Source organism: Amycolatopsis mediterranei (assembly GCF_026017845.1).
Taxonomy (GTDB): domain Bacteria; phylum Actinomycetota; class Actinomycetes; order Mycobacteriales; family Pseudonocardiaceae; genus Amycolatopsis; species Amycolatopsis mediterranei.
Window position 1 is genome coordinate 2,747,485 of sequence record NZ_CP100416.1, and the last position, 24,632, is coordinate 2,772,116.

19 protein-coding genes are annotated in these 24,632 nt (G+C 72.1%); 10 read left to right on the plus strand and 9 right to left on the minus strand.

Going from position 1 to position 24,632, the window contains the following annotated elements; translation table 11 throughout:
* The first annotated feature begins 265 nt into the window (after nucleotides 1-265).
* The 4 genes from ISP_RS13185 to ISP_RS13200 are packed head-to-tail and all read left to right on the plus strand — an operon-like array spanning nucleotide 266 to nucleotide 6,074.
* Nucleotides 266-4,309: a sensor histidine kinase gene (locus ISP_RS13185; protein ID WP_037374383.1), complete on the plus strand. Its 4,044-nt coding sequence runs from the start codon at nucleotides 266-268 to the stop codon at nucleotides 4,307-4,309.
* On the plus strand, nucleotides 4,306-4,758 hold the full coding sequence (locus tag ISP_RS13190; RefSeq protein WP_004561253.1) for a roadblock/LC7 domain-containing protein: 453 nt from the start codon (nucleotides 4,306-4,308) through the stop codon (nucleotides 4,756-4,758). Before ISP_RS13185 ends, ISP_RS13190 begins: the two co-directional genes overlap by 4 nt.
* 7 nt (nucleotides 4,759-4,765) lie before the next feature.
* Entirely contained in the window at nucleotides 4,766-5,482 is a 717-nt protein-coding gene (locus tag ISP_RS13195; RefSeq protein WP_230468773.1) for a DUF742 domain-containing protein, read from the plus strand.
* A gap of 28 nt (nucleotides 5,483-5,510) precedes the next feature.
* Complete coding sequence (locus tag ISP_RS13200; protein WP_013224365.1) at nucleotides 5,511-6,074, plus strand: GTP-binding protein; 564 nt, start codon at nucleotides 5,511-5,513, stop codon at nucleotides 6,072-6,074.
* Between the two features lie 136 nt (nucleotides 6,075-6,210).
* On the opposite strand, the gene ISP_RS13205 is transcribed toward ISP_RS13200, so the two are convergent.
* Genes ISP_RS13205 through ISP_RS13215 form a run of 3 tightly spaced genes read right to left on the minus strand, consistent with a single transcriptional unit; the run spans nucleotide 6,211 to nucleotide 7,626 of the window.
* A complete protein-coding gene (locus ISP_RS13205) occupies nucleotides 6,211-6,861 on the minus strand; it encodes a DUF899 domain-containing protein (protein WP_013224366.1) in 651 nt (216 codons plus the stop codon).
* Nucleotides 6,858-7,298 carry an SRPBCC family protein gene (locus ISP_RS13210; protein ID WP_013224367.1) on the minus strand — a complete coding sequence of 147 codons (441 nt, stop codon included), beginning with the start codon at nucleotides 7,296-7,298 and terminating at the stop codon, nucleotides 6,858-6,860. The genes ISP_RS13205 and ISP_RS13210 overlap by 4 nt, the downstream gene beginning before the upstream one ends.
* Complete coding sequence (locus ISP_RS13215) at nucleotides 7,291-7,626, minus strand: ArsR/SmtB family transcription factor (protein ID WP_013224368.1); 336 nt, start codon at nucleotides 7,624-7,626, stop codon at nucleotides 7,291-7,293. The genes ISP_RS13210 and ISP_RS13215 overlap by 8 nt, the downstream gene beginning before the upstream one ends.
* A gap of 138 nt (nucleotides 7,627-7,764) precedes the next feature.
* Here ISP_RS13215 and icmF point away from each other — a divergent pair, with 138 nt between their 5' ends.
* Nucleotides 7,765-10,998, plus strand: a complete 3,234-nt coding sequence (gene icmF / locus ISP_RS13220) for a fused isobutyryl-CoA mutase/GTPase IcmF (protein ID WP_013224369.1) — start codon at nucleotides 7,765-7,767, stop codon at nucleotides 10,996-10,998.
* Here icmF and ISP_RS13225 read toward each other — a convergent pair.
* Complete coding sequence (locus ISP_RS13225) at nucleotides 10,995-11,690, minus strand: class I SAM-dependent methyltransferase (protein WP_013224370.1); 696 nt, start codon at nucleotides 11,688-11,690, stop codon at nucleotides 10,995-10,997. The genes icmF and ISP_RS13225 overlap by 4 nt on opposite strands.
* Before the next feature lie 76 nt (nucleotides 11,691-11,766).
* Here ISP_RS13225 and ISP_RS13230 point away from each other — a divergent pair, with 76 nt between their 5' ends.
* A complete protein-coding gene (locus tag ISP_RS13230) occupies nucleotides 11,767-12,597 on the plus strand; it encodes an LLM class F420-dependent oxidoreductase (protein WP_013224371.1) in 831 nt (276 codons plus the stop codon).
* Between the two features lie 8 nt (nucleotides 12,598-12,605).
* On the opposite strand, the gene kstR is transcribed toward ISP_RS13230, so the two are convergent.
* Entirely contained in the window at nucleotides 12,606-13,232 is a 627-nt protein-coding gene (gene kstR / locus ISP_RS13235; protein ID WP_013224372.1) for a cholesterol catabolism transcriptional regulator KstR, read from the minus strand.
* 142 nt (nucleotides 13,233-13,374) lie between these two features.
* On the opposite strand from kstR, the gene ISP_RS13240 reads away from it, so the two are divergent.
* From ISP_RS13240 to ISP_RS13250, 3 genes are all read left to right on the plus strand, one after another.
* A complete protein-coding gene (locus ISP_RS13240) occupies nucleotides 13,375-15,429 on the plus strand; it encodes an acyl-CoA dehydrogenase (RefSeq protein WP_013224373.1) in 2,055 nt (684 codons plus the stop codon).
* 144 nt (nucleotides 15,430-15,573) lie between these two features.
* Nucleotides 15,574-18,375 carry a DEAD/DEAH box helicase gene (locus ISP_RS13245; RefSeq protein ID WP_013224374.1) on the plus strand — a complete coding sequence of 934 codons (2,802 nt, stop codon included), beginning with the start codon at nucleotides 15,574-15,576 and terminating at the stop codon, nucleotides 18,373-18,375.
* The gene (locus ISP_RS13250) at nucleotides 18,375-19,535 is read left to right on the plus strand and encodes an SWIM zinc finger family protein (RefSeq protein ID WP_013224375.1); all 1,161 of its coding nucleotides are present in this window, start codon (nucleotides 18,375-18,377) and stop codon (nucleotides 19,533-19,535) included. Before ISP_RS13245 ends, ISP_RS13250 begins: the two co-directional genes overlap by 1 nt.
* A 310-nt stretch (nucleotides 19,536-19,845) precedes the next feature.
* Here ISP_RS13250 and ISP_RS13255 read toward each other — a convergent pair whose 3' ends face one another.
* Nucleotides 19,846-20,298 carry a hypothetical protein gene (locus ISP_RS13255; protein WP_141748489.1) on the minus strand — a complete coding sequence of 151 codons (453 nt, stop codon included), beginning with the start codon at nucleotides 20,296-20,298 and terminating at the stop codon, nucleotides 19,846-19,848.
* A gap of 193 nt (nucleotides 20,299-20,491) precedes the next feature.
* The gene (locus ISP_RS13260) at nucleotides 20,492-21,727 is read right to left on the minus strand and encodes an alpha/beta hydrolase (RefSeq protein WP_013224376.1); all 1,236 of its coding nucleotides are present in this window, start codon (nucleotides 21,725-21,727) and stop codon (nucleotides 20,492-20,494) included.
* Between the two features lie 167 nt (nucleotides 21,728-21,894).
* Between ISP_RS13260 and ISP_RS13265 the strand changes: the two genes are divergently transcribed.
* On the plus strand, nucleotides 21,895-23,280 hold the full coding sequence (locus tag ISP_RS13265) for a WS/DGAT/MGAT family O-acyltransferase (RefSeq protein WP_013224377.1): 1,386 nt from the start codon (nucleotides 21,895-21,897) through the stop codon (nucleotides 23,278-23,280).
* Here ISP_RS13265 and ISP_RS13270 read toward each other — a convergent pair.
* Both ISP_RS13270 and ISP_RS13275 read right to left on the minus strand, forming a co-directional pair.
* The gene (locus tag ISP_RS13270; RefSeq protein ID WP_014466832.1) at nucleotides 23,264-23,761 is read right to left on the minus strand and encodes a nitroreductase family deazaflavin-dependent oxidoreductase; all 498 of its coding nucleotides are present in this window, start codon (nucleotides 23,759-23,761) and stop codon (nucleotides 23,264-23,266) included. The two genes, ISP_RS13265 and ISP_RS13270, sit on opposite strands and share 17 nt — an antisense overlap.
* Entirely contained in the window at nucleotides 23,761-24,612 is an 852-nt protein-coding gene (locus ISP_RS13275) for an alpha/beta fold hydrolase (RefSeq protein WP_037374380.1), read from the minus strand. Before ISP_RS13275 ends, ISP_RS13270 begins: the two co-directional genes overlap by 1 nt.
* Nucleotides 24,613-24,632 lie beyond the last annotated feature (20 nt).

A 24,632-nucleotide genomic window follows, 5' to 3' on the forward strand; every position in this document is an offset into this window, starting at 1 on the left:
CCGTGCACAACGCAACTTGCGACGTGCACGTGCATAGTCCCGGGCAGCAGAGCCCCGGGCACGAGGCGACGAGGCGGTGCCTTCCCAGTGCCGAGCGCGCGGACAGTGGGGCGGCCGGGGACGAGCGAGGGCGCCGGGGAAGCGGCAGGGCACGGACGGCACGGCCGTCCGGTGGCCCGTCGCGAGCCGGGACGCCGCGCCGCCGACGCGGATCCATGACGCCGGACAGGGAGTCACTCACGTGACCGTTGCAGGAGAAGGTCAGGTGCCCGTCGGGGAACTGCTCGGCCGAGCGCCCCGGCGGTCCAGGGGAAAGGCCGTGTGGCGCGCGCTCGTGCAGTGGCGCGACTGGAGCCTGCCCGTCAAGCTTTCGGCCGTCACGGTCGTGCCCATCGTCCTCGCGCTCGTGCTGGGCGTCGCGACGATCGCCGCGCAGGTCGGCCGCTCCGGCGAGTACCAGCGGCTCGACCGGCTCGTCGCGCTCGGCGGCGGGGTGCGCACGCTCACCGCCGCCCTCCAGCAGGAGCGCACGGTCACCTCGGCGATGCTGACCGCGGGCACCGTCGGCGGCACCCCCGAGCTGGCCGCGGCGCGCAAGGCCACCGACGCCGCGACCGGCCCGTTCACCGCGGAGCAGGACCGCGCCGCCCAAGCCGAACCCGGCGTGTCCGGCGCCGGGGGCACGGCCTCCGCGCAGCTCGGCAACCTCGCCTTCCTGCGCCGCCAGGTCGACGGCGGTCAGCTCGACCCCGGCCAGGCCATCACCGCGTACTCCGCCCTCACCGGGTCGCTCATCAGCCTCGACACCGCGGCCACCGCGGGCGCCGGCGACGGCACCCTCGGCGGCCTGCCCGCCGGGCTGCACGAACTGCTGGTCGCCGGCGAGCAGGTGTCGCTCAGCCAGGCCCTCGTTTCCTACGGCATCGGCCGCGCGGGCCTGACGCCGAGCGAGCTGGCCACCCTGCGCGCCGCCGAGCTGCGGCTCGCCGACCGGCTCGTCGACTTCCGCTCCGCGGCGGGCGACACGCTGCAGCGCGACTTCGCGGCGATCGCCGAAGGCACGCAGGCGCAGAGCCGGGCCCGGATGGTCGAGACGGTGCTGAACGCGCAGAGCAGCGCGGTGGACGACGCGTTCCGCGCGCTGCCGGCCGCGGACTGGAACGCCGCCTCCGGGGCGATGCGCGCGCAGATCGGCGCGGTCGCCGACCGGCTCGGCGCGTCGGCGTCCCAGACGGCGGCAGACCTGGTCGACGAGTCCAGCAGCGGCGCCGGCCTGCTCGCGGTGCTGCTGTTCGCCGCGATGGTGCTGGCCGTCGCGGTCGTCTTCCTCATCACCCGCCAGCTGCTGCGCTCGCTGAAGGTGCTGCGCCGCAGCGCCCTCGACGTCGCCGAGACCGCGCTGCCGGAGGCGGTCCGCAACATCCAGGAGGGCCGCGCGCAGGGCACCGACGTCCGGCCGGTCCCGGTGCACACCGACGACGAGGTCGGCGAGGTGGCGCGGGCCTTCGACAAGGTGCACCACCAGGCGCTGCGGCTGGCCACCGAGCAGGCCGCGATGCGGACCGGCTACGGCAGCGTCTTCGTCAACCTCTCGCGGCGCAGCCAGAGCCTGGTGCAGCGGCAGCTGCAGCTGATCGAGCAGCTCGAGCGGGACGAAGAGGACGCCGACCAGCTGGCGACGCTGTTCCAGCTCGACCACCTGGCCACCCGGATGCGGCGCAACAACGAGAACCTGATGGTGCTCTCGGGCGCCGAGCCGGGCCGCCGGTCCGGGAAGCCGGTCGGCACCACCGACATGCTCCGTGCCGCGGTGTCGGAGATCGAGCAGTACCAGCGGGTCCAGGTGCAGCCGCCGCCTCCGGCCCGGATCGTCGGCTACGCCGCGAGCGACCTGATGCGCCTGGTCGCCGAGCTGCTGGACAACGCCACGGCGTTCTCCGCGCCGGAGACGACGGTGACCGTGGCGTCGCGGATGGGCGAGGACGGCTCGCTCGACATCGACATCCTCGACAAGGGCATCGGGATGAACGAGGTCGAGGTCGCCGAGGCGAACACCCGGCTGACCGAGGCCGGATCGCTCGACCTGGTCACGTCGCGCCGGATGGGCCTGTTCGTCGTCGGCCGGCTGGCCAGCCGGCACCGGATCGGGGTGTCGCTGCACGGCGGCAAGGACATCGTCGGCGTCCGCGCCACCGTCGTGGTCCCCGCGGAGCTGGTGATGCCGCTGACCGACGGCCCGGCGACCGGCCCGATCGGCGCCCTGCAGCAGCACCCGGCGAGCCCGGCGGCGGGCAACCGGCTGCCGCGCCGCCCGGTCAACGGCGCGGCCCGCCCGCGGCCGGTGGTGCCGCCGCAGCCGGCGATGGGCGAGGAGCGGTGGCCGTCGGCGAGCGATCTGGCCGGCCTGTCCGGCGTGCGCCCGCCATCGGACCTGGAGATCTCCGGCACGGCGCTGTTCGCCCCGATCGAAAAGGACGAAGACGTCCCGCCGCAGCGCCCGGCCCTGCCGCAGGTGCCCGCGGTGCTGCCGCTGCCGGCGGGACAGCCGCCGCGCGGCGACGACCTCCCGGCGGGCAAGGACCTGTTCACGGCCAACGAAACGACGCTCAGCGACTGGTGGCAGGAGGCGACGGCGGGGTCGGAGCCGCCCCCGCCGGCCCCGGCGCCGGACCGGTCGGAGACGACGCCGATCTTCGACGAGATGCTGTCGGCGTGGTTCCGCGAGGACAAGCCGGCGCCCGAGGAGGAACCGGCCGCTTCGGCTTCGGCGGAGGCGGCGCCGGAGGAGCGCCGCAGCTGGGACTTCGCGAGCGACGAGAACTTCCGCACGGTCCAGGAGCGCACGAAGGCCGAGCCGACGGCGTTCACCGACGCGGGCCTCCCGCGCCGCCGCCGGGGTGAGCAGCTCCTGCCGGGCAGCGCAACCCCGTCGGGCCCGGCAGCGACCCCGAAGCCGGCCCCGGCCCGCCCGGACCTCCCGGTCCGCGACCCGGCGGACGTGCGAGGGCGGCTGAGCAGCTTCCAGCAGGGCGTGACCCGTGGCCGCCGCCAGGCCGCGGCGCAGAGGCCGCGCGGGGGGCAGCAGCGCGCGACGCAGCCGGCCCCGGCTTCGCCGACGGTGCCGGGATTGGGGACGGCCCAGGACGCGGCGGCGGCACAGCAGGCGGCGGCGGCTCAGACTGCGGCGGCGCAGCAGGCGGCCGGGCAGAGTTCCGGCCCGGCGCAAGACACGCCGGAGGCAGCCGGGCAGGCGGGCGCGGCTCAGCTGGCTGGTTCGCAGGGGTCGACCGGGGAGGGCGCGGATTCGGCACAGGCCGCGCCGGAGGCATTCGGGCAGGCGGGTGCGGCTCAGCGGGCTGGCTCGCCGGAGTCGAACGGGCAGGGTGCGAGTTCCGCGCAGGCCGCGCCGGAGTTGTTCGGACAACCTGGACAGCGGGCTGGTTCGCAGAGCGCTGCCAGCCAGAGTGCGGATTCCTCACAGGCCGCCTCGGAGCTGTTTGGGCAGCCGGGGCAGCGGGCTGGTTCGCAGGCTGCTGCCGGGCAGGGTGCGGATTCCGCGCAAGCCGCGCCGGAGGCGTTCGGGCAGCCGGGGCCGCAGTCCGGGGCAGCGCAGCAGCCGAGCGGCGCACCGGCCGCGGCAGCCCAGCAAGCCTCGGCGGGTTCGCAGCCCGAAGCATCCGAGCAACCCGACAGCCCGTCGCGTCCGAGGCTGCAAGGGGACATTTTCGCGGATGGCACCCAGCCGCCCGCCGAAGACCCGCGGCCGGGCGCCCCGGCGCCGGATCAAGGCACCCGGCCGCCGCTCCCGCAGCCCAGCCGGGGCGCCGCCAAGCTCCCGCAGCGTTCCGTGCCCCTGCCGCAGCCGAGCCGTCCTCGTCCGGGGCCCGAACCGGCCGTCTTCCAGGACTCCGGGCAGCTGCCGGTCGCCAACGGCCGTCCCGGTGTCCCGCCCTCCTCGCTGCCCAGCAGGAAGGCCCCGGAGACGCCCGCTCCGCGCCGTGAAGAGACCTCGGTCGAAGCCACCGCGGAGTGGAATTTCGGCACGGACGACGGCTGGCGTGCCGTGCAAGCGGTGTCCCAGTCGACACCTCCCACTTTCACTTCGGCAGGATTGCCCCGGCGCCGTCGCGGGGAGCAGCTGCTCCCGGGCAGCGCCGGACCGTCCACCGGGGCCTCGGCCCCCCGACCACAACGGGACGCACACGACGTGCGCGGCCGCCTGCGGAGTTTCCAGCAGGGCATCGAGCGCGGACGCCACCGCACCGCACAGGCGGCCGAGACCAACCACGAGACCTTGGAGGGTGAATGACCTCGCCGAGTAGCGCTCAGCCGACGCAGAACCAGTTCGGCTGGCTGGTGAACGACTTCGCGGAGCGGGTGCCCGGCGTGGCCCACGCCGTGGTCGTCTCGGCGGACGGCTTGCTGCTGACCGCGTCGAACCGGCTCCCGCTCGACCGGGCCGACCAGCTCGCCGCGGTCGCTTCCGGGCTGGTCAGCCTCACCCAGGGCGCGGCCCGCTGCTTCGAAGCCGGCGCGGTCAACGAGACCGTCGTCGAGATGGAGCTGGGGATCATGGTGCTGATGTCGATCAGCGACGGCTCCTGCCTGGCCGTGCTCGCCGCCCCCAACTGCGACATCGGGCAGGTCGCCTACGAGATGACGATGCTCGTCGACCGGGTCGGTCAGATCCTCACCCCGGAGCTGCGCGCTCAGCTTCAGGGCTCCGGGGGGTCGCTGATCGGCGAACCGGTGGGATGATGGCGCGATGAGCACGGGGTCCGGATTCGACGGCGAGCCACCCGCGGGGCACGGCCCCGCCGGGCGAGAGGACGACGGCACGTTCGCCGACGTCCTCAACGGGTTCACGCTGGATTCCGGCCGTGCCCGCCGGAAGCGCAAGAAGAGCAAGGAGTCCCCGCCACCCCCGGCCGCCGGTGCGCACGCGGCCGCGGATCCGCCGGCGCCCGCGCCGTCGGCCGACCAAGGAGATCGTGTGACCTCTTTAGTCTCTCCACCCGGCAGTACCGACGGGGACAGCCCCAGACCAGGCGGTTTGTTCGACCCGGGCCCGCCCAGCGGCGAATTCGTCATGCCCGCGGTGTTCGAGCAGCCGCCCGCGCCCGAGGAGCTGACGGCGATCGTCCGGCCCTACGCGCTGACCGGCGGCCGCACCCGGGCGAACTACGCCCTGGAGCTGGAGACACTGATCTCCGCGAAGGACTACGCTGCCACCGGTGGCTTCCCCGAAGTGGCCGCGGAGCAGATCGAGTGCATCTCGATCATGGAAGAGTGCCGGACCCCCCGTTCGGTCGCCGAGATCGTTTCGGCGCTGCGGGTGCCTTTGGGCGTGGCCCGGGTGCTGATCAGCGACGCGGCGGACGCGGGGCTGGTCACGGTGCACAAGACGATTACGGGCAATGACGGCGCCGAGGCACATCTGGTGTTGATGGAAAGGGTTTTGAGTGGACTCCGTCGGCTTTAAGGCACCGCGGGACACCGCGCCCCCGACCATGACATCCGCCAAGATCGTGGTGGCTGGTGGCTTCGGTGCGGGGAAGACGACCTTCGTCGGGTCGGTGTCGGAGATCGTGCCGCTGACCACCGAGGCGATGATGACCGACGCCAGCGTCGGCGTCGACAACCTCGACCACACCCCGAACAAGTCGACGACCACGGTGGCGATGGACTTCGGCCGGGTGTCGCTGGACGCGGACCTGATCCTGTACCTGTTCGGCACGCCCGGGCAGCAGCGGTTCTGGTTCATGTGGGACGACCTGGTCCGCGGCGCCATCGGCGCGGTGGTGCTGGCCGACACGCGCCGGCTGGCCGATTCGTTCGCCCCGATCGACTTCTTCGAAGACCGGGGCCTGCCGTACATCGTCGGCGTCAACACGTTCGACGGGGTGCTGGAGCACGACATCAACGACGTCCGCGAGGCGCTGTCGATCGACCCGAACATCCCGATCGTCCGCTGCGACGCGCGGGATCGCGAGTCGACCAAGCAGACGCTGATCACCCTGGTCGAGTACGCTATGCGGCAGTGGATCGCGCTGCGGGCGGCCAACGCCCGCTGACGCCGTCGGGGCCCGGGGCACGCCCGGGCCCGTTCACGCGCGGCGGAAGCGCAGCAGCCGACCGGCCCGTCGAATTCGCCGCTCGGGCCCTCGACGCAGCCGCGGCGTGTGACCGGACGCGGGCGGGCGGAGACCTTCAGTACTCGTCGTGACGGCGCCACCACGAGCTGGGTGCGTCGTCGCCGCGGCTTTCCTCTTCCCACGCCTCCTGGCGCCCCAGCGGCGTGATGTCGAGGTACCGGTGCGACGTCAGGAACGCCTCGCCGCCCCGGCCGGAGGTGAAGTACGTCCGGTACACGTCGTCGCCGTCGCGGAGGAAGACGCTGACGCCGAAGCCCGTCCCGACGCCGCAGTCCTCGGTGAAGCTGCTGCCGTGCGCGGACACCCACGGCACGTCCCAGCCCATGCGCGTCCGGTACCGGTCGATCTCGGCGAGGGTGGCGGGCGCGACGACGGTGAGCGTGACGTCCCGGGCGTGCAGGTGCGCCAGGTGCGGCAGGTTGTCGACGACCAGGGAACAGCCGGGGCAGCCCGCCTCGTCGCCCGGGTGCAGCATGAAGTGGTAGACGATCAGTTGGCGGCGGCCGTCGAACAGGTCGAGCAGGCTCTTCTTCCCCTCGGCCGACTCGAACTCGTAGGCCTTGGTGAAGGGCACCATCGGCAGCCGGCGGCGTTCGGCGGCCAGGTGGTCGGCCGCCTTCATGTGCTCCTTTTCCTTGACGAGCAACGCGTCTCGCGCGGCCTGCCACTCTTCGGGCGAGACGATCTGGGGCAGGGTGGCGGTCATCGGGCGTCCTTTCCTCGGATGAAGCCGGTCAGGTCCTCGAAACTGGCGGTCCAGCCCGCGTCGTGGCCGTCGCGGTCGGCGGCGGTCGGGAAGCCGGTCTGGACGAAGGTCATCTCGGTCTTGCCGTCGAGGTCGGCGAAGCCGACCGTCACCAGTGTCTCGGTGCGCAGGTCGCCTTCGGTGTCCCAGGCGAAGGTGAACACGAGCCGTTCAGGGGCGGCGATCTCGCGGTAGACGCCGTGCATCCAGTGCTCGTCGCCCTCGGGGGAGCGGATGCACGCTCGCCAGGCGCCGCCGGGCCGGGTGGCCAGGGTGACGGCGGAGCCGGTGTAGCCGTGCGGCCCCAGCCAGCTCGCCAGCTGTTCGGGCTCCGTCCACGCCGCGAAGACCAGCTCGCGCGGCGCGTCGAACACGCGTGTGATGGTCAGGTCAGGCATCGCCGGGCCCGCCGGTCAGGGTCCGCAGGTGCTCTTCGAGGCGGTCGAACCCGCCGTCCCAGAACCGGCGGTAGGTCGCGACCCAGTCGGCGACGCCTTCCAGGGGCTTGGCCTCCAGCCGGCAGGGCCGCCACTGGCGGGTGCGGCCGCGGGTGATCAGCCCGGCCTCCTCCAGCACCTTCAGGTGCCGGGACACCGCGGGCAGGCTCATCGGGAACGGCTCGGCGAGCTCGTTGACCGTCGCCTCGCCGGCCGACAGGCGCGCGAGGATGGCGCGCCGGGTCGGGTCGGCGAGGGCCGAGAACGTGCGGCTCAACGTGTCCGTCATTTCACCACCTTGTTAATTAACGTACCTGTTAAATACAGGCCCGAGCAGGCGGGTGTCAAGGTTCTCCGCGGTTGCCGTGAGAGCCGTGTCACCGGACCTCGGGTTTCCAATAGTAGGAAGTCAAAGTATTTTGGAGGGATGAGCAGCGAGCTGTACCGCCCCGCGCACCCCGTCCGGTTCGTCACGGCGTCGAGCCTCTTCGACGGCCACGACGCGTCGATCAACATCATGCGGCGGATCCTGCAGTCGCAGGGCGCGGAGGTCGTCCACCTCGGCCACAACCGGTCGGTCGACGAGGTCGCCACCGCGGCCATCGCCGAGGACGTCCAGGGCGTCGCCATCTCGGCGTACCAGGGCGGGCACGTCGAGTACTTCTCCTACCTCGTCGAGCTCCTGCGCGAGCGCGGCGCCGGCCACATCAAGGTGTTCGGCGGCGGGGGCGGGGTGATCGTGCGCGAGGAGATCGAGCTGCTGCACTCGCGCGGCGTCGCCCGCATCTTCTCGCCGGAGGACGGCTACGAGATGGGCCTGCCGGGCATGATCAACTTCATGATCGAGGCCTGCGACGTCGACCTCGCGGCCGAAGCCCCTTCGCTGGACAAGGTGCTCTCCGGCGACGTCGCTTCGCTCTCGCGCGTCATCACCCAGCTGCAGGCCGGGCAGCTGCCCGGTGACCTGCTGGGCGGCATCACCGAAGCCGCGGGCCGGCGCGAGGTGCCGGTGCTCGGCATCACCGGCACCGGCGGCTCGGGCAAGTCGTCGCTCACCGACGAGCTGATCCGCCGGTTCCGCCTCGACCAGGAGGACAAGCTGCGGATCGCGGTGCTCGCCGTCGACCCGTCGCGGCGCAAGGGCGGCGGCGCGCTGCTCGGCGACCGCATTCGGATGAACTGCCTCGACGGCTCCCCGGTGTACTTCCGGTCGCTGGCCACGCGCACGACGTCCGGCGAGATCCCCGCCGGGCTCAGCGAGTCGATCCTGGCGTGCAAGGCCGCCGGGTACGACCTGGTGATCGTCGAGACGCCCGGCATCGGCCAGGGCGACGCCGGCATCGTCGACTTCGTGGACGAGTCGCTGTACGTGATGACGCCGGAGTTCGGCGCCGCGTCGCAGCTGGAGAAGATCGACATGCTCGACTTCGCCGACGTCGTCGCGATCAACAAGTTCGAGCGCCGCGGCGCCGAGGACGCCCGCCGCGACGTCGCGCGCCAGCTGGTGCGCAACCGCGAGGCCTTCTCGTCCGGGCCGGAGGACATGCCGGTGTACGGCACGAGCGCGGCGAAGTTCAACGACGACGGCGTCACCGCGCTGTACCAGCACCTGCGCGGCATGCTCGCCGAGCGGGGCCTCGGCGTGTCCGCGGGGACGCTGCCGCAGGTCGAGGGCAAGGTGTCGACCGACGCCTCGACGATCATCCCGGGCAACCGGTCCCGGTACCTGGCCGAGATCTCCGAGACCGTCCGCGGCTACCACGCGAAGACCGAACAGCAGGTCGCCGCGATCCGCAAGTACGAGGCGCTGGCGCTGGCGCGCGCCGAGCTGTCCAAGGTGGACGCTTCCACCGACGCGCTGGACGGGCTGCTCGCCGCGGCCGAGTCCGATGTGGACGGCGAGTCGACAAAGCTCCTGGAGCGGTTCCGCTCGCTCGCCGAGGACTACCGCCAGGACGAGCTCGTAGTCAAGATCCGCGACAAGGAGCTGCGCACCCAGCTGTGGCGCGACACGCTGTCGGGCAACCGGATCCCGCGCGTCGCCCTGCCCCGCTACGCCGAATCCGGTGAGCTGCTGTCGTTCCTGCGCCGCGAGCACCTGCCGGGCTACTTCCCTTACACGGCCGGTGTTTTCCCGTTCAAGCGCGACGGCGAGGACCCGGCGCGGATGTTCGCCGGCGAAGGCGACGCGTTCCGCACCAACCGCCGGTTCAAGCTGCTCTCGGCGGACTCGGAGGCCAAGCGGCTCTCCACCGCGTTCGACTCGGTGACGCTCTACGGCCACGACCCCGACACCCGCCCCGACATCTACGGCAAGGTCGGCACCTCGGGCGTGTCCATCGCGACGCTCGACGACATGAAGGTCCTCTACGACGGCTTCGACCTGACCGCACCGAACACGTCGGTGTCGATGACCATCAACGGCCCGGCGCCGACGATCCTGGCCTTCTTCCTCAACACGGCGATCGACCAGAAGCTGACGGACTTCCGCGACAAGCACGGCCGCGAGCCGTCCGACGCCGAAGCCGCCGAGCTGCGCGAGTGGGTGCTGCGCAACGTCCGGGGCACGGTGCAGGCCGACATCCTCAAGGAGGACCAGGGCCAGAACACCTGCATCTTCTCGACCGAGTTCAGCCTCCGGATGATGGCCGACATCCAGGAGTGGTTCATCGAGCACGGCGTGCGGAACTTCTACTCGGTGTCGATCTCCGGCTACCACATCGCCGAGGCCGGGGCGAACCCGATCTCGCAGCTGGCCTTCACGCTGTCCAACGGCTTCACCTACGTCGAGTCGTACCTGGCCCGCGGCATGGACATCGACGACTTCGCGCCCAACCTGTCGTTCTTCTTCTCCAACGGCATGGACGCGGAGTACTCGGTGCTCGGCCGGGTGGCGCGGCGGATCTGGGCGGTGGCGATGCGCGAGCGCTACGGCGCGAACGAGCGGTCGCAGAAGCTGAAGTACCACGTGCAGACGTCGGGCCGGTCACTGCACGCGCAGGAGATGAGCTTCAACGACATCCGCACCACGCTGCAGGCGCTCTGCGCGCTGTACGACAACGCGAATTCCTTGCACACCAACGCGTTCGACGAGGCGATCACGACGCCGTCGGAGTCGTCGGTGCGCCGCGCGATGGCCATCCAGATGATCATCAACAAGGAGTGGGGCCTGTCGAAGAACGAGAACCCGCTGCAGGGCTCGTTCGTCATCGACGAGCTGACCGACCTGGTCGAGGAGGCGGTGCTGGCCGAGTTCGACCGCATTTCCGAGCGCGGCGGCGTCCTCGGCGCGATGGAGACGGGCTACCAGCGCGGCAAGATCCAGGACGAATCGATCCTGTACGAGCGCAAGAAGCACGACGGCTCGCTGCCGATCATCGGCGTCAACACGTTCCGCAACCCGCATTCCGGTGAAGAGGACGTCGAGGTCGAGCTCGCGCGGGCCACGGAGGACGAGAAGAAGTCCCAGCTGGACCGCCTGGCGGACTTCCAGCACCGCCACCACGAGGACGCCCAGCAGGCGTTGAAGACCCTGCGCGAGGCGGCCACCCGCGGCGGCAACCTGTTCGGGGTGCTGATGGACGCCGCGCGGGTGTGCTCGCTGGGTCAGATCACCGAGGCCTTCTTCGAGGTCGGCGGGCAGTACCGGCGCAACGTCTAGGGCCGGACCGCCTTCAGCTGCCAGACCGGGACGAGGACCCGGCCGTCGGCGTCGGTGTCCATCCCGGTCAGGCCGCCCGGCTCCGCGCCGAGCACCACCCGGACGCTCTGCCGCAGCTCTTCCGCCGTCATCGACGTCGTGTAGACGGCCGGCTCGAGACGCTCGATCGTCCAGTCCTTGCCGACCGTCTCCCGCAGGTTCGCCTCGCTGATCAGGTAGGGCGCCGGGAAGGCGTCCGGCACTTCCTCCGAGAAGCAGAACAGGTGCAACGTCGCGCCCGGGCGGGTCGCGCGGGTCAGCGCCGCCAGGTACGCGTGGCGCTCGTCCTCGGCCAGGCAGTGGTAGAGCGCGCTGTCGAGGACCGTGTCGAAGCGCCCTTCGTAGCCTTCGAGCTTCGTCGCGTCGGCGACGGCGAACTCGATGTCCAGCCCCTTCTCCGCAGCGCGTGAGCGGGCCTGTTCGAGCGCCGACGGTGCCCCGTCCAGCCCGGTGACCCGCAGGCCGCGCGAGGCGAGGAAGGCCGAGTTGTCGCCGAGGCCGCAGCCGATGTCGAGCACCTCGCCGGTGAACTCGCCGGCGTCGGCCAGCGCGACGACCGCGGGCTGCGGGGCACCGAGGTCCCACGGCATCTTGCGGCCCATCGGGGTGGCGCCCTGGTACAGCTCTTCGAAGTCGACGTCCTGTACGTCCATGACTGCCCCCTTATTCAACGTGTGATGATATGACTCCATCGTGCACCACCTGTCAACCCGGTGGTAGTTCTTGAGCATGAAATTCGGGATTTCGACGTTCGTGACCGACGAAGGCATCCGGCCGGACGTGCTGGGTGCGGCGCTGGAAGAACGCGGCTTCGACTCGCTGTTCCTCGCCGAGCACTCGCACATCCCGGTGCGCCGGGAATCGCCGTACCCGGGCGGCGGTGACCTGCCGCGCGTGTACTACCGCACCCTCGACCCGTTCGTGGCGCTCGCCGCCGCGGCCACCGCGACGTCGGAGCTGCTGCTCGGCACCGGCATCGCCCTGCTGATCCAGCGCGACCTGATCCACACGGCCAAGGAGGTCGCGTCGCTGGACCTGATCTCCGACGGCCGCGCGCTGTTCGGCGTCGGCGTCGGCTGGAACCGGGAGGAAATGCGCAACCACGGCACCGACCCGAAGACGCGCGGCGCGCTGATCGACGAGCAGCTGGCCGCGCTCAAGGAGATCTGGACGAAGGACGAAGCCGAGTTCCACGGCGAGCACGTCGACCTCGACCCGATCTTCAGCTGGCCGAAGCCGGTGCAGAAGCCGCACGTCCCGATCTACATCGGCGGCGAGAGCGAGGCGGCCCTGAACCGCCTGGCCAAGTACGGCGACGGCTGGCTGCTCCGGGGCCACACGAAGTACCAGGAGGCGCAGCGCGTCCGTCAATGGCTGGCGGAGCAGGGCCGCGAAGACGTGCAGTTCGCGGTGTTCGGCGGGCCGACGACGCCGAAGGTGATCGACGGCTTCCGCGAGGCCGGCGTCGAGCGGTACACGTTCCTGCTGGACACGCTGCCGGAAGCGGAGACGCTCAAGGCGCTCGACGAGCTGGCGAAGGTGGCCGCCGCCCACCGCTGAGGCGGCGGCTACTTGTCCAGGAGCAGGTGCACCGACAGTTCGAGGCGGTTGGCGACGTCGGCGGCCGAGGCGCGGCGGGTCACCCAGGCCACCAGGTTCGCCATCCAGACGTCCGCGACCACGTGGAAGATGTCGCGGTCGGCCTCGGTCGGCTCGGCGATGCCCATCGCCTTGGCGAACATGTTCTCCATCAGCCGCCCGACCTGCTCGACCTCGGCGGCGGCGGAGGTGTCGGCGAACATGAACGCGCGGACCATGGCCTCGGTCAGGTGCGGGTCGCGCTGCATCAGGCGCGTGTTGCGGCCGAGCACGAACATCAGCCGCTCGGCGGGCGTGTCGCCCGGGATGGCCTGGCGCTCGAGCTTCTCCTGCGCGCGCTCGAACTCGCGGGCCAGCCCGGAGACGAGGAGGTGGATCTTCGAGGGGAAGTACCGGTACAGCGTGCCGAGGGCGACGTCGGCCTTCTCGGCGACGGCACGCATCTGGACGGCGTCGTAGCCGCCCTTCGAGGCCAGCGCGAGGGTGGCGTCGATGATCCGGCGGCGGCGGTCGCGCTGGGCGGCCGAGCCGAGCTCGTCCGCGCCGATCGCGCTCAGGCCGTTGCCGCGGGCCTTGGTCTTGCCTGGCATCGGCATTCCCCCATCCTTGGGAACTTGTTCCAGTTCACGACGTAGATTACCTGGCCTGGCGAAACTCGCGACAGCTGACCCACTGGCCGAAAAACTGTAACACGTTCTACACTCGCGAGTAGTGTCGCTGAAACCGCGAGGAGGCCCCATGCCGGTCGCGCTCACCGAGGAACAGGCCGCGCTGGCCCAGGCGATCCACGCCTGGGCCGCGGCGCACCACCCGCGGGAGGCGGTGCGCGCCGCGGAAACCGGCGCCGGCGCGGACATCCCGGCCGGCTTCGCCGCGCTCGGCCTGTTCGGGGTCGCGCTGCCCGCGGCGGCCGGCGGCGCCGACGGCAGTGTCGCCGATCTCGCCGCCGGGCTCGCCGCGGCGGCGGAAGAACTCGTTCCCGGGCCGGTGCTGAGCACCGCGCTGGCCGGCCTGCTGCTGGCCGATGTCCCTCAGGCGAAGGAACTGCTCCCCGCGCTGGCCGAGGGGGAGGCCACGGTCGCGGTCCTGCTGGACGCGCCGTCGCTCGACGACGGCGTCACCGGGCCGGTGCCCGGCGCGGCCGCCGGGAGCTGGCTGCTCGCGCCGGTCGACGGTGGCCACGTCCTGCTCGCCCCCGGCACGCCCGGGGTGAGCGTCGAGCCCCTGGCCGCGTTCGACTTCTCGCGCCCGCTCGCGCGGATCCGGTTCTCGGGGGTCCGTGGCGATCTCCTCACCTTGCCGCCGGTCGCCCCGCTGGCGGCCACCCTGGCGGCGGCCGAGGCGGCGGGCGTGGCGCGGCGGTGCCTGACCGTCGCCGTCGAGTACGCCCGAGTCCGCGAGCAGTTCGGCAAGCCCATCGGGGCGTTCCAGGCGATCAAGCACCTGTGCGCCGAGATGCTGTGCCGTGCCGAAGCCGCCGAAGCGCTGGCCTGGGACGCCGCTTCCGGGCAGCACCCGCTTTCGGTGGCGAGCGCGGCCGTCGTCGCCCTCGACGCGGCCGTCGCCAACGCCAAGGACTGCGTCCAGGTGCTCGGCGGGATCGGGTTCACCTGGGAACACGACGCCCACCTGTACCTGCGCCGGGCCGTGGCCCTGCGGCAGTGGCTCGGCGGGTCGTGGCGGCGGCGGGCGGCTTCGCTGGCGCTGCCCGGGACCGAGCGGACGCTGGGCGTCGACGTCGGTGACGATCCCGCGCTGCGGGACGAGGTCGCGCGGATCGCCGAGCTGCCCCCGGCTTCGCAACGCGTCGCGCTGGCCGACGCGGGTTTGCTGACGCCGCACTGGCCGGCCCCCTACGGCCGGGGTGCCGATGCCGCGGAGCAGCTGCGGATCGACTTCGTGCTGGCGTCCGCCGGTGTCCGCCGTCCGGACCTGGTGATCGGCGCCTGGGCGGTCCCGACGATCCTCGAGCACGGCAGCGACGAGCAGCGCGCCCGGTTCGCCCGGCCCACCCTGCGCGGCGAGCTCACCTGGTGCCAGCTGTTCAGCGAGCCCGGCGCCGGGTCCGACCTGGCGGCGCTGCGGACGGCGGCCCGGCGCGTCGAGGGCGGCTGGCGGCTCTCCGGGCAGAAGGTGTGGACGTCGCTGGCCCGCGAAGCCGACTGGGGCATCTGCCTGGCCCGCACCGACCCGGCCGCGCCCAAGCACCAGGGCATCACCTACTTCCTGGTCGACATGCGCGCCGACGGCATCACGACCCGGCCGCTGCGCGAGATCACCGGCGAGGCCGTGTTCAACGAGGTGTTCCTCGACGACGTGTTCGTGCCGGACGCCGACGTCGTCGGTTCGCCGGGCGGCGGCTGGCGGCTGGCCCGCACGACGCTGGCCAACGAGCGGGTGGCCATCGGCAGCGGTTCGGCGGTCGGTGAGAGCGTGCAGGCATTGGTGTCCACAATGGACGCGTCTGCTCTGGACGACGTCGCTCTGGACCGGCTCGGCGTGTTGGTGGCCGACGGGGTCGCGGGTTCCGTGCTGGACCTGCGTGCGGCCCTTCGCCGGCTGGAGGGACAGGACCCGGGTGCGGAGTCGAGCGTCCGGAAGCTGCTCGGCGTCCAGCACCGGCAGGACGTGGCGGAGTTCGCGCTGGAGCTGGCCGGCGCGGGCGCGCTGCTCGCCGACGGCTCACCGCAGCACGAGTTCCTGCTGACCCGCTGCCTGTCGATCGCGGGCGGCACGACGCAGGTCCTGCGGTCCCTCACAGCCGAACGCCTGCTCGGCCTGCCCCGCGGCTGATGCCCCGCCAATCACGCATGATGCCTCTGGGAGCACGCGTGATGCCCCGCGGCGCACGGGTGGGTTGCGTTGTGCAACGGTGCGAACGGCCCGTTCGCGCCACCGAGGGCAAAACTGTCGGGGTCGTGTTCTAGCGTTGCGGTCGTGGAGTTCAGCGCAGACACCCAGGCCACCTACCTCCCCGCGGATCCCCCGCGGGACGGGGTGCTGGCCCTGTGGGGCGAAGACGTGGCCGGCGGGACCACGATCGAGCTCGTGCTGCCCCGGGGAGCCAAGTTCGCGCGGACGAAGGTCGACGCCGAGCTGATTCCCCTGGAACGGGCGCTGCCCCGGCTGCTGTCGGTGGGGGAGGAGGCCAGCCCGGCGGTCGCGGCGTGGTCGGCGGCGGTCAACGCCGGGGTGAACCTCGTCGCCCGGGGGCGGCTGCGGCCGGCCGCCTCGCCGGGCGGGGCGGCGGCCTGGCGGATCGGCCCGCTGGACGCCGCCGACGAGGAACTGCTGCGAGGGCTGGCCGGTGCGCTGCCACCGGAGGCGTACGCGCTGCCGCTGACCGGGCTGAAACGCATCCGCCTGCACTCACCGGACTCCCTGGTCCGCGCGCTCTGGGACGCGACGGCCGACCTGCTGGTGCGCAGCCCGGCGGCCCCCGTCGGCGCGGGCGATCCGGCGTTCGCGGCCCGTGAACCGGCCCTGCTCGGTCCGGACGGCGCGGCTTGGCTGGCGGAGCTGGAGGCCCGCGAGCCCCGCGGGATCCAGGTGCTCCTGCGGGTCGAGGGCCTCGACGACGACTCGTTCGCCGGCGTGCTGGCGGTGCGCAGCATGGCGGAGCCGAGCCTGGTGGTGGAGGCGGCCACGCTGTGGGACGCCCCGGACGCGGTGCTGAACCGCCTCGGCGACCAGGTCGAGACGCAGCTGCTGCTGGGCCTGCGCCGCGGCGCGCGGGCCTGGGCCCCGCTGGGCCGGGTGCTGACCCAGGCGACGCCCGATTCGCTGGCCCTGTCCGACGAAGAGGTCGTCGACCTGCTCACCGACGGCGCCCGTGACCTCGGCGGCGCCGGCATCGAGGTGCTCTGGTCGAAGGGGCTGTTCGCGGCGGAGGTGAAGGCGAAGGCGAGCGCGACGCAGGCACCGGCGAGCGTCACGGAGGCGGAGTTCGCCTTGCGTTCGCTGCTGGAGTTCCGCTGGCAGCTGAGCCTGGGCGGCGAGCAGCTGACCGAGGCCGAGGTCGCGGCGCTCGCGGAAGCCAAGCGGCCGTTGGTCCGCCTGCGCGGCCAGTGGGTCCGGGTCGACCCGCAGTTCCTGGCCCGGGTGCGCGGCCGGACCCGCAAGCTGGACGCGGGCGAGGCCCTGGCGGCCGCGTTGACGGGTGAGCTGGAGCTCGACGGCGAACGCGTCGAGTTCGCGGCACCGCCGGCGCTGGGCGGGCTGGCTTCGCGGATCCGTGAGCGGGCGGACGTCTTGGCGGCGCCACCACCGGGGTTGCACGCGACGCTGCGCCCGTACCAGCAGGCGGGGTTGTCGTGGCTGGCGACGATGACGGGGCTGGGGTTGGGCGCCTGCTTGGCCGACGACATGGGGCTGGGAAAGACGATCCAGCTGATCGCCCTCCACCTGCACCGGCGGGACCTGGCGAGGTCCGGTGCACTACCGCCGAGCGCGAAGTCGTCGTCGGCGGATAGTGCGGTGGAGCCCAGCGGCGGGCCCACCCTCGTCCTCTGTCCCACCTCCCTGCTCGGCAACTGGGAGCGCGAGTTCGCCCGCTTCGCCCCCGAGATCCCCGTCCGCCGGTTCCACGGCGGCGGCCGCCACCTCGACGACCTCGCGCCCGACGAGGTCGTCCTGGCCACCTACGGCGTCCTCCGCCGCGATCGCGAAACGCTGTCCGAAGTGGACTGGGGGCTGATCGCGGCCGACGAGGCCCAGCACGTCAAGAACCCGCTCTCGGCCACGGCCAAGGAACTGCGCAAGGTTCCCGCGCAAGCCAAGGTCGCCCTCACCGGCACCCCGGTCGAAAACCGGCTCACCGAGCTGTGGTCCATTGTGGACTGGACCACGCCCGGCCTGCTCGGCCCGCTCGACCGCTTCCGCCGCACCGTCGCGCGGCCGATCGAACGCGATCGCGACAAGGCGGTCACCGAACGGCTGGCCGCCACCGTCCGGCCGTTCCTGCTGCGGCGGCGCAAGTCCGACCCGGACATCGCCCCGGAACTGCCGCCCAAGACCGAGACCGACCGGTTCGTCCCGCTGACCGCCGAGCAGACCACGCTCTACGAGGCCGTCGTGCGGGAGAACCTCGCCGAAATCCGGGAAACGCAGGGCATCAAGCGGCGCGGGCAGGTGCTGCAGCTGCTCAACGAGCTCAAGCAGATCTGCAACCACCCGGCGCAGTTCCTCAAGGAGCCGCACGGCGCGCTCACCGGCCGCTCCGGCAAGCTCGCGGCGTTCGAAGAACTCCTGGACGTGATCCTCGACGAGGGCGAAAGCGTCCTGGTGTTCAGCCAGTACGTCCAGCTCTGCCGCCTGCTCGAGCGGCGGCTCAAGGACCGCGGGTTGCCCACCGAACTGCTCTCGGGCGAGCGTTCGCCGGCGAAGCGGCAGGACATGGTCGACCGGTTCCAGGCCGGCGAAATCCCGGTGTTCCTGCTCTCGCTCAAGGCGGGCGGCGTCGGGCTCAACCTGACCCGGGCCACCCACGTGATCCACTACGACCGCTGGTGGAACCCGGCGGTGGAGGACCAGGCCACCGACCGCGCGTACCGGATCGGGCAGGACCGGCCGGTCCAGGTGCACCGGCTGATCGCCGAAGGCACCCTCGAGGAGCGGATCGCGCAGGTCCTCGAGAAGAAACGGGGCCTCGCCGAGTCGATCGTCGGGGCGGGGGAGGACTGGATCACCGAACTGTCCGACGACGAGCTCGCCGATCTGGTCCGGCTCGGGAGCGGGTGATGCCACCGAGGCGGAACTTCGGCACGACGTGGTGGGGCCGGGCCTGGGTCGAGGCGCTGGAGAAGCGCGCGAAGCTCGACCCGAACCGGCTGCCCCGCGGGCGGACGTACGCGCGGAAGGGCACGGTCAGCGAACTGCACGCCGGAGCCGGCGCGGTGAGCGCCCGGGTAAGCGGCAGCCGGCCGGAGCCGTACCGGGTGACGATCACGATGCGCACCTTCACCGACGGCGAATGGGACACGCTGCTCGGCGTGGTCGGCACCCAGCTCGGCCACGCGGCGGCGCTGCTCGACGGGGAGCTGCCGGGCGCGCTCACCGAGCAGGCGCGCGAAGCGGGCGTCGACCTGCTGCCGGGCCCGGGCGACCTGCGGCCGCGGTGCTCGTGCCCGGACTCGGCGAACCCGTGCAAGCACGTCGCCGCGGTGTACTACCTGGTCGCCGACGAGGTGGACCGCGACCCGTTCACGCTCTTCCTCCTGCGCGGACGCCCGCGGGCCGACGTGCTGGCCGAACTCCGCGCCCGCCGGTCGCCGGCGCGCGGCGAGAAACCGAAGCTCCCGAAGCCCGTCGATGACGGACTGACCCCGCGCGCCGCCTACGCGCGACGGCCGGGCGCGATCCCCGCGCTGCCGCCGCCACCGCGGGTGCCCGGGCCGCCGGCGGTCCTGGACCTCGACCCGCCACCGGGCACGGGCTGGACGGCGGCGGCGCTGTCCGCCCTCGCGGCGGACGCGGCCGCCCTCGCCCGCGACCTCCTGGCCGGCGGACCGACGGCCGCGGAGCTGACGTTCGACGAAGACCTCGCCCGCCGCGCGGCTGGTCGCTCCGGCGCGGAAACCACCGCCCTCGCCACGGCGGCGGGCGTTTCCCCGCGAGACCTGATCCGCTGGGCCGAGGCTTGGCGCGAAGCAGGCCGCGGCGGCTTGGCCGCTCTGCGGGAGAGCTGGCAGCCCGGCCCGGGCCCCCTGGCCGAGGCGGAGTCGGTGCTGGCCGAAGCGGGCGTCGGGGGCAAGCCGAAGATCTGGCGCAACCGCGTGACCCACGGAGAGCTGCAATTACGCTACGGCCGTGACAGGCGCTGGTACCGCTTCGTCCGCGAAGGAACCGAGTGGCGCCTCGACGGCCCACCTTCGGCCAGTCCGGTGGACCTCGCCTACTGACCTCCCCGCCGGACCGCACGCCCCCGAGTGCCTCAATGAGGTTGCCGGCCAGGTCTTCAAGCCACCGGCCGCGGCGGCGGGCCAACGTCCCGACGATGCCCAGGCACCGGACAGCGGAGAGGTCATTACGGGAGCCAGGCAGCACCGGAGACACCCGGAGCGGGAACCCATCCGGGCTGGCCAGGACTGGATGTTGCCGCCGAAGGCGCGGGTGTTTGCCGGAGTGCCACGGTGCACCGTCGTTCCGCGGTGCGGCCCTGGGTTTGATGGTGAGCGTATCGATACGGTCCCTGCGGCGGCAATGGCGGTATCACGTTGGCGGCTGCGGGGGCAGAACCTCAAGAAGTCGTCTCGTATGACTGTGCTCGGCTGAAGGTCGGACTCGCAGAGGTTGAAGGTTCAACGCGAACAGAATCAGTTCGTGCGGCGAGTAGCTGCCACTGAGTCGAACCGCGATATCGCCCGACCAGCACGCAACCGCTTGGCCACCGCGAGGATCGCCAGGGCCGAGCACGAACATCTCCCGGCCGTCGCGCACCATGATCCTGTGTTCGGATTTCGGGATCGGCCATCGCATTTCCGGTGCTTCGTTGATGAACAACGTCTTTCCGGCATCCGGGTGCCAGCAGAGCAACGCATTGGGTACGTGGCGATAGACGAGTGCTTGGAAAAACCCGTCGACTCGTGGCTGTGGCACCTTCAAGGGGAAGCCGGCAGCGTTCTGCGCTTCGAGCAAGGTCGGGTACTTGTCGAACGGTTCCATGTCGCTCGCCTATCGCCGACTAACGTTGCCTCGCTATCCTACCCACGTCGGTGGGATCGGGATCACGTAGGAATTCGTCTTCGCATGACCTCTCCTCTTGCGAATATGTGAAAATAGCCGGAACACCGCAACAGTGGGTAATACGCATCTCTTGCCGGCGCAATACGCAAATTTCGCAGCTGGAGTTACTCGACTACCGGTGCTCGGCCTTCCAACCGTTGTACGTGTGATCCAAAAACCGCGCCACGCCGCGGACCACGTGCGCCGAACGCACCGATGTGAACACGTCGAACGCGTGCTGCGCCCCCGCCAGCTCGGCATACGCCACCGGCTGCCGCGACTTCTCCCGCAGCCGGGAAACGAACTCGCGCGCCTCCCGCACCGGGACCAGCGAATCGTCCCGGCCGTGGATCACGAAGAACGGCGGCGCGTCCGACGTGATCCGGTCCAGCGGGGACGCCGCGATGTAGTCGTCCAAGTGCGCCACCGGGTCCCGGTCCGGCGCGAACACCCGGCGGGCGATCAAGCTCTCCAGCCGGTACTTGCTCGCCGGTGCGCCGGACGTCGCCGCGAAGTCGTAGACCCCGTAGTGGGGGACGCACGCCTGGATGCTCGTGTCCGCGTCCTCGAAGCCCGGCTGCAACGCCGGGTCGTTCTGCGACAACGCCAGCAACGCCGACAGGTGGCCGCCCGCCGAACCGCCCGTCACCGCCACGAAACGCGGGTCGCCGCCGTACGAAGTGATCGACGAGCGGATCCACGCCAGCGCCTGCTTCGCCGCGACGATGTGCGCCGGCCACCGGTGCGCCGGCGACAGCGGGTAGTTGATCGCGACGCACACCCAGCCCCGGCGCGCCAGGTAGCGCATCAGCGGCCGGCCCTGCTCCTCCTTGTTGCCGATCACCCACGCGCCCCCGTGGACCTGCAGCAGCACCGGGGCGCCCGAAACCGGGGTGGCAGGGCGGTACACGTCCAGCAGGAACCGCTTGCCGCCCGGGGCGTAGGCGATGTTGCGGTCGATGCGGACGTCGGGCGCGCCCATCCGGAACGGCAGCGCCAGCTCGCCCCACGGCAGGCCCAGGTCCGAGCGGCCCAGCTCCGAGGCGTAGTCCTCGCCCAGCGCCGACGTCAGCGCCTTCTCGATCTCCTCGCGGGCGCCGTGCCCGGTGCGGATCAGCGCGGCCAGCCCGGCGGCGGACGCGGCCGCCATCGCCAGGCCCCCCTTCGTCGACCGGTCGCCGGTGCCGTGGCGGGCCACGTGGACCAGGGAATCCGCCGCCGTCAAGGCCAGGAACTGGGGCGCCAGCTCGCCGGTCAGCCACCCGGCGAAGAACACCGGGATGGTCGTGGACCGGGCCCGCAGCGGGCGGAGGGCGTTGGCGGTGAGACCGAGCTGGACCGCGCGACGGATCAGGAAATTCGGCTGCACCAGCGCGATGATACCGGTGAGTAGGGTGCTGTGTCGTCGGTCACCAACCCGACCACAGTCACGGCCGGACGGCTTCGTGGCAACGGTTGCTTGTCGCTCGGGGGCCGGCCTGCTTTTGGTCGGATTGGTGACGTGCCGCTCACCGGAAGTGGCTTACCCTGATCGGCATGCAGAGACTGAGCGGCCTCGACGCGAGCTTCCTCTACCTCGAGACGCCGTCCCAGGTCCTGCACGTCTGCGGGCTGCTCATCCTCGACGGCTCGACCGTCCCGGGCGGCTACACCTTCGCGAAGCTCGAGAAAAACCTCGACGAGCGTGTCCGGATGATCCCGGCGTTCCGCCGCAAACTGCACAATCCACTCTGGAACCTCAGTCATCCGGTGTGGATCGAAGACGACGACTTCGACCTCGACCACCACGTGCACCGCATCGGCGTGCCCGCTCCGGGCGACCGCGCCGAGCTGGCCGCGCTCTGCGCCCACATCGCCGGGCAGCAGCTCGACCGCGCACACCCGCTGTGGCAGCTGTACGTCATCGAAGGCCTGGCCGACGGGCAGCTCGCCGTGCTGCTCAAGATGCACCACGCGAGCGTCGACGGCGTGAGCGGCGCCAGCCTGATCACCTACCTCGCCGGGCTCGAGCCGGACGGCCCGATGCCGGAGATCGAAGAGCACCGGAACGCCGCGATGCCCTCGCCGCTGGACCTGCTCCGCTCCGGGGTCGAGAGCGTCGTGAAGCGCCCGGCCGAGGTCGCGCGGCTGCTGCCCGACCTGCTCGGGCTGATGCCGCGGTGGGTCGGCCGGGCGTTGCGGGGCAAGGGAATGCCGGTTCCGTTCACCGCGCCGAGGACGTCGCTGAACGGCACGATCACCGGGCACCGCAGCGTCGCCTTCGCCCAGCTCGACTTCGCCGATGTCAAGGACGTCAAGAACGCCTTCGGGGTCACGGTCAACGACGTCGTGCTCGCGCTCGTCGCCGGCGCGCTGCGGGAGTTCCTCGCCGCGCGCGGGGAGCTGCCGGAGGATCCGCTGGTGGCAACCGTCCCGGTGTCGGTGCACGACCGGACCGAACGCGAGCACGGCAGCAACAAGGTCTCGGCGTTCTTCGCCTCCCTGCCGACGCACCTGCCCGACCCGGCCGCGCGCGTGTTCTTCCTCGCCGAGGCCAACCGGCGCTCGAAGGACCACCACCACGACATCGACGCCGACATGCTGCAGGACTGGGCGCAGTTCTCGGCCGCGACGGCGTTCGGGCTCGCCGTGCGCGCGTATTCGGCGCTGCGGCTGGCCGAAAAGCACCCGGTGGTGCACAACCTGGTGGTCTCCAACGTGCCCGGCCCGCCGATGCCGCTGTACTTCCTGGGCGCGCGGATCACCGGGTTCTACCCGCTCGGCCCGGTCTTCCACGGCGCCGGGCTGAACGTCACGGTCCTGTCCAACGCCGGGAAGGTGCACGTCGGCCTGCTCGGCGCGCGGGAGCTGGTCAAGGACCTGTGGCCGCTCGCCGACGCGCTCCCGGACGCACTGGCCGAACTGCTCAAAGCCGCGGGCTGAGCACCACGACCGGGATCTCCCGCTCGGTCCAGGCCTGGTACTTCGCGAAGTCCGCGTACAGCTCGACCAGCCGCGGCCAGAGTTCGGCGCGTTCCGGAGGCTCGGCGACCCGGGCCGTGACCGGGACGCCCCGCCGGCCCTTGAGGTCGATCCGGGTTTCGGGGTGCGCCAGCAGGTTGAAGTACCACTGCGGGTGCCGGGGCAGCCCGCCCTGCGAACCGACGATGACGAAGTCCGCGCCGGAGCGCAGGTACAGCAGCGGGGTGGTGAACAGCCGCCCGGACTTGCGGCCGCGGTGTTCCAGCAGCAGCGTCGGCACGGGCTTGCGGAACCCGGCGCCGATCCGCCACGTGCTGCCGATCCGGCCGCCGGTCAGCCGGAAGACGGCCACCTGCGCCTTCGCCGCGTACTTCAGCACCTTCGCCGTCACCGGCGAGTCGAGGCCGCCGGGCTTCTGCTCGGGCAGGCTGAAGCGTCCCATCATGGATTCCTTCCTCGGACGGAGTGGACCGCGGCGAGCAGCGCGGGCACCCAGCGGTCGGCGGCCAGCACGCAGGCCGCGTGCCCGGCCGCGACCTCGTAAGTGGCCGCGCCGGGGATCCGACGGGCCAGGGACCGCTGGTGGGCGGGGGCGATGAACCGGTCGCGGGCCGTCACGACGACCGCGGCCGGCAGCCGCAGCGTGTGCAGCCACGGTGTCGAGTCGAACCGGCCGATCTCGTCGACGGCGACCGCGATCGCCCACGGTGTGGTCGAGCGGAACTCCCGCAGCCCCCACCGGTGGTCGGCGAGGCGCGCGCGGGGGAGCGCGGCGGGCACGGCCGGCGGCGGCACGTGCTCGCGCAGCCGCCGCAGCGTCCGGCCGAAGACCTCGAGGGCGACGCGCTGCCGCAGCCCGCGGCCGAAGTGGCCGGCGGTCGAGCACAGCACCAGGCCGGTAACACGTTCTGGTTCGGCGCGCGCCACGAGCTGCGCCACCAGCCCGCCCATCGAGTACCCGGCGAGGGCGAACCGGCCGACGCCGAGCGCGTCGGCGACCGCGGTGACGTCGTCCGCGCAGTCGGCGAGCCGGAACTCCCGCGAGCGGATGCCCCGGCCGTGCCAGCGCTGGTCGAACACGACCACCCGGTGCTGCCGAGCCAGCCGGGCGAGGGCCGGATACCAGGTCAGCAGGCCCGTGCAGGCCACCGAATGCAGCAGGAGGATGGCCGGCGCGTCGCGGGGGCCGACGTCGGTGACCACGGTGTGCCCGCGGCCGGGCAGCTCCACCAGGACCGGCTCGGGCACGTCCGCGGTCGGCGGCACGGTGATCCGCCGCCGTGTCCCCGCCATTCCGCCCACCCCCGGGGGTT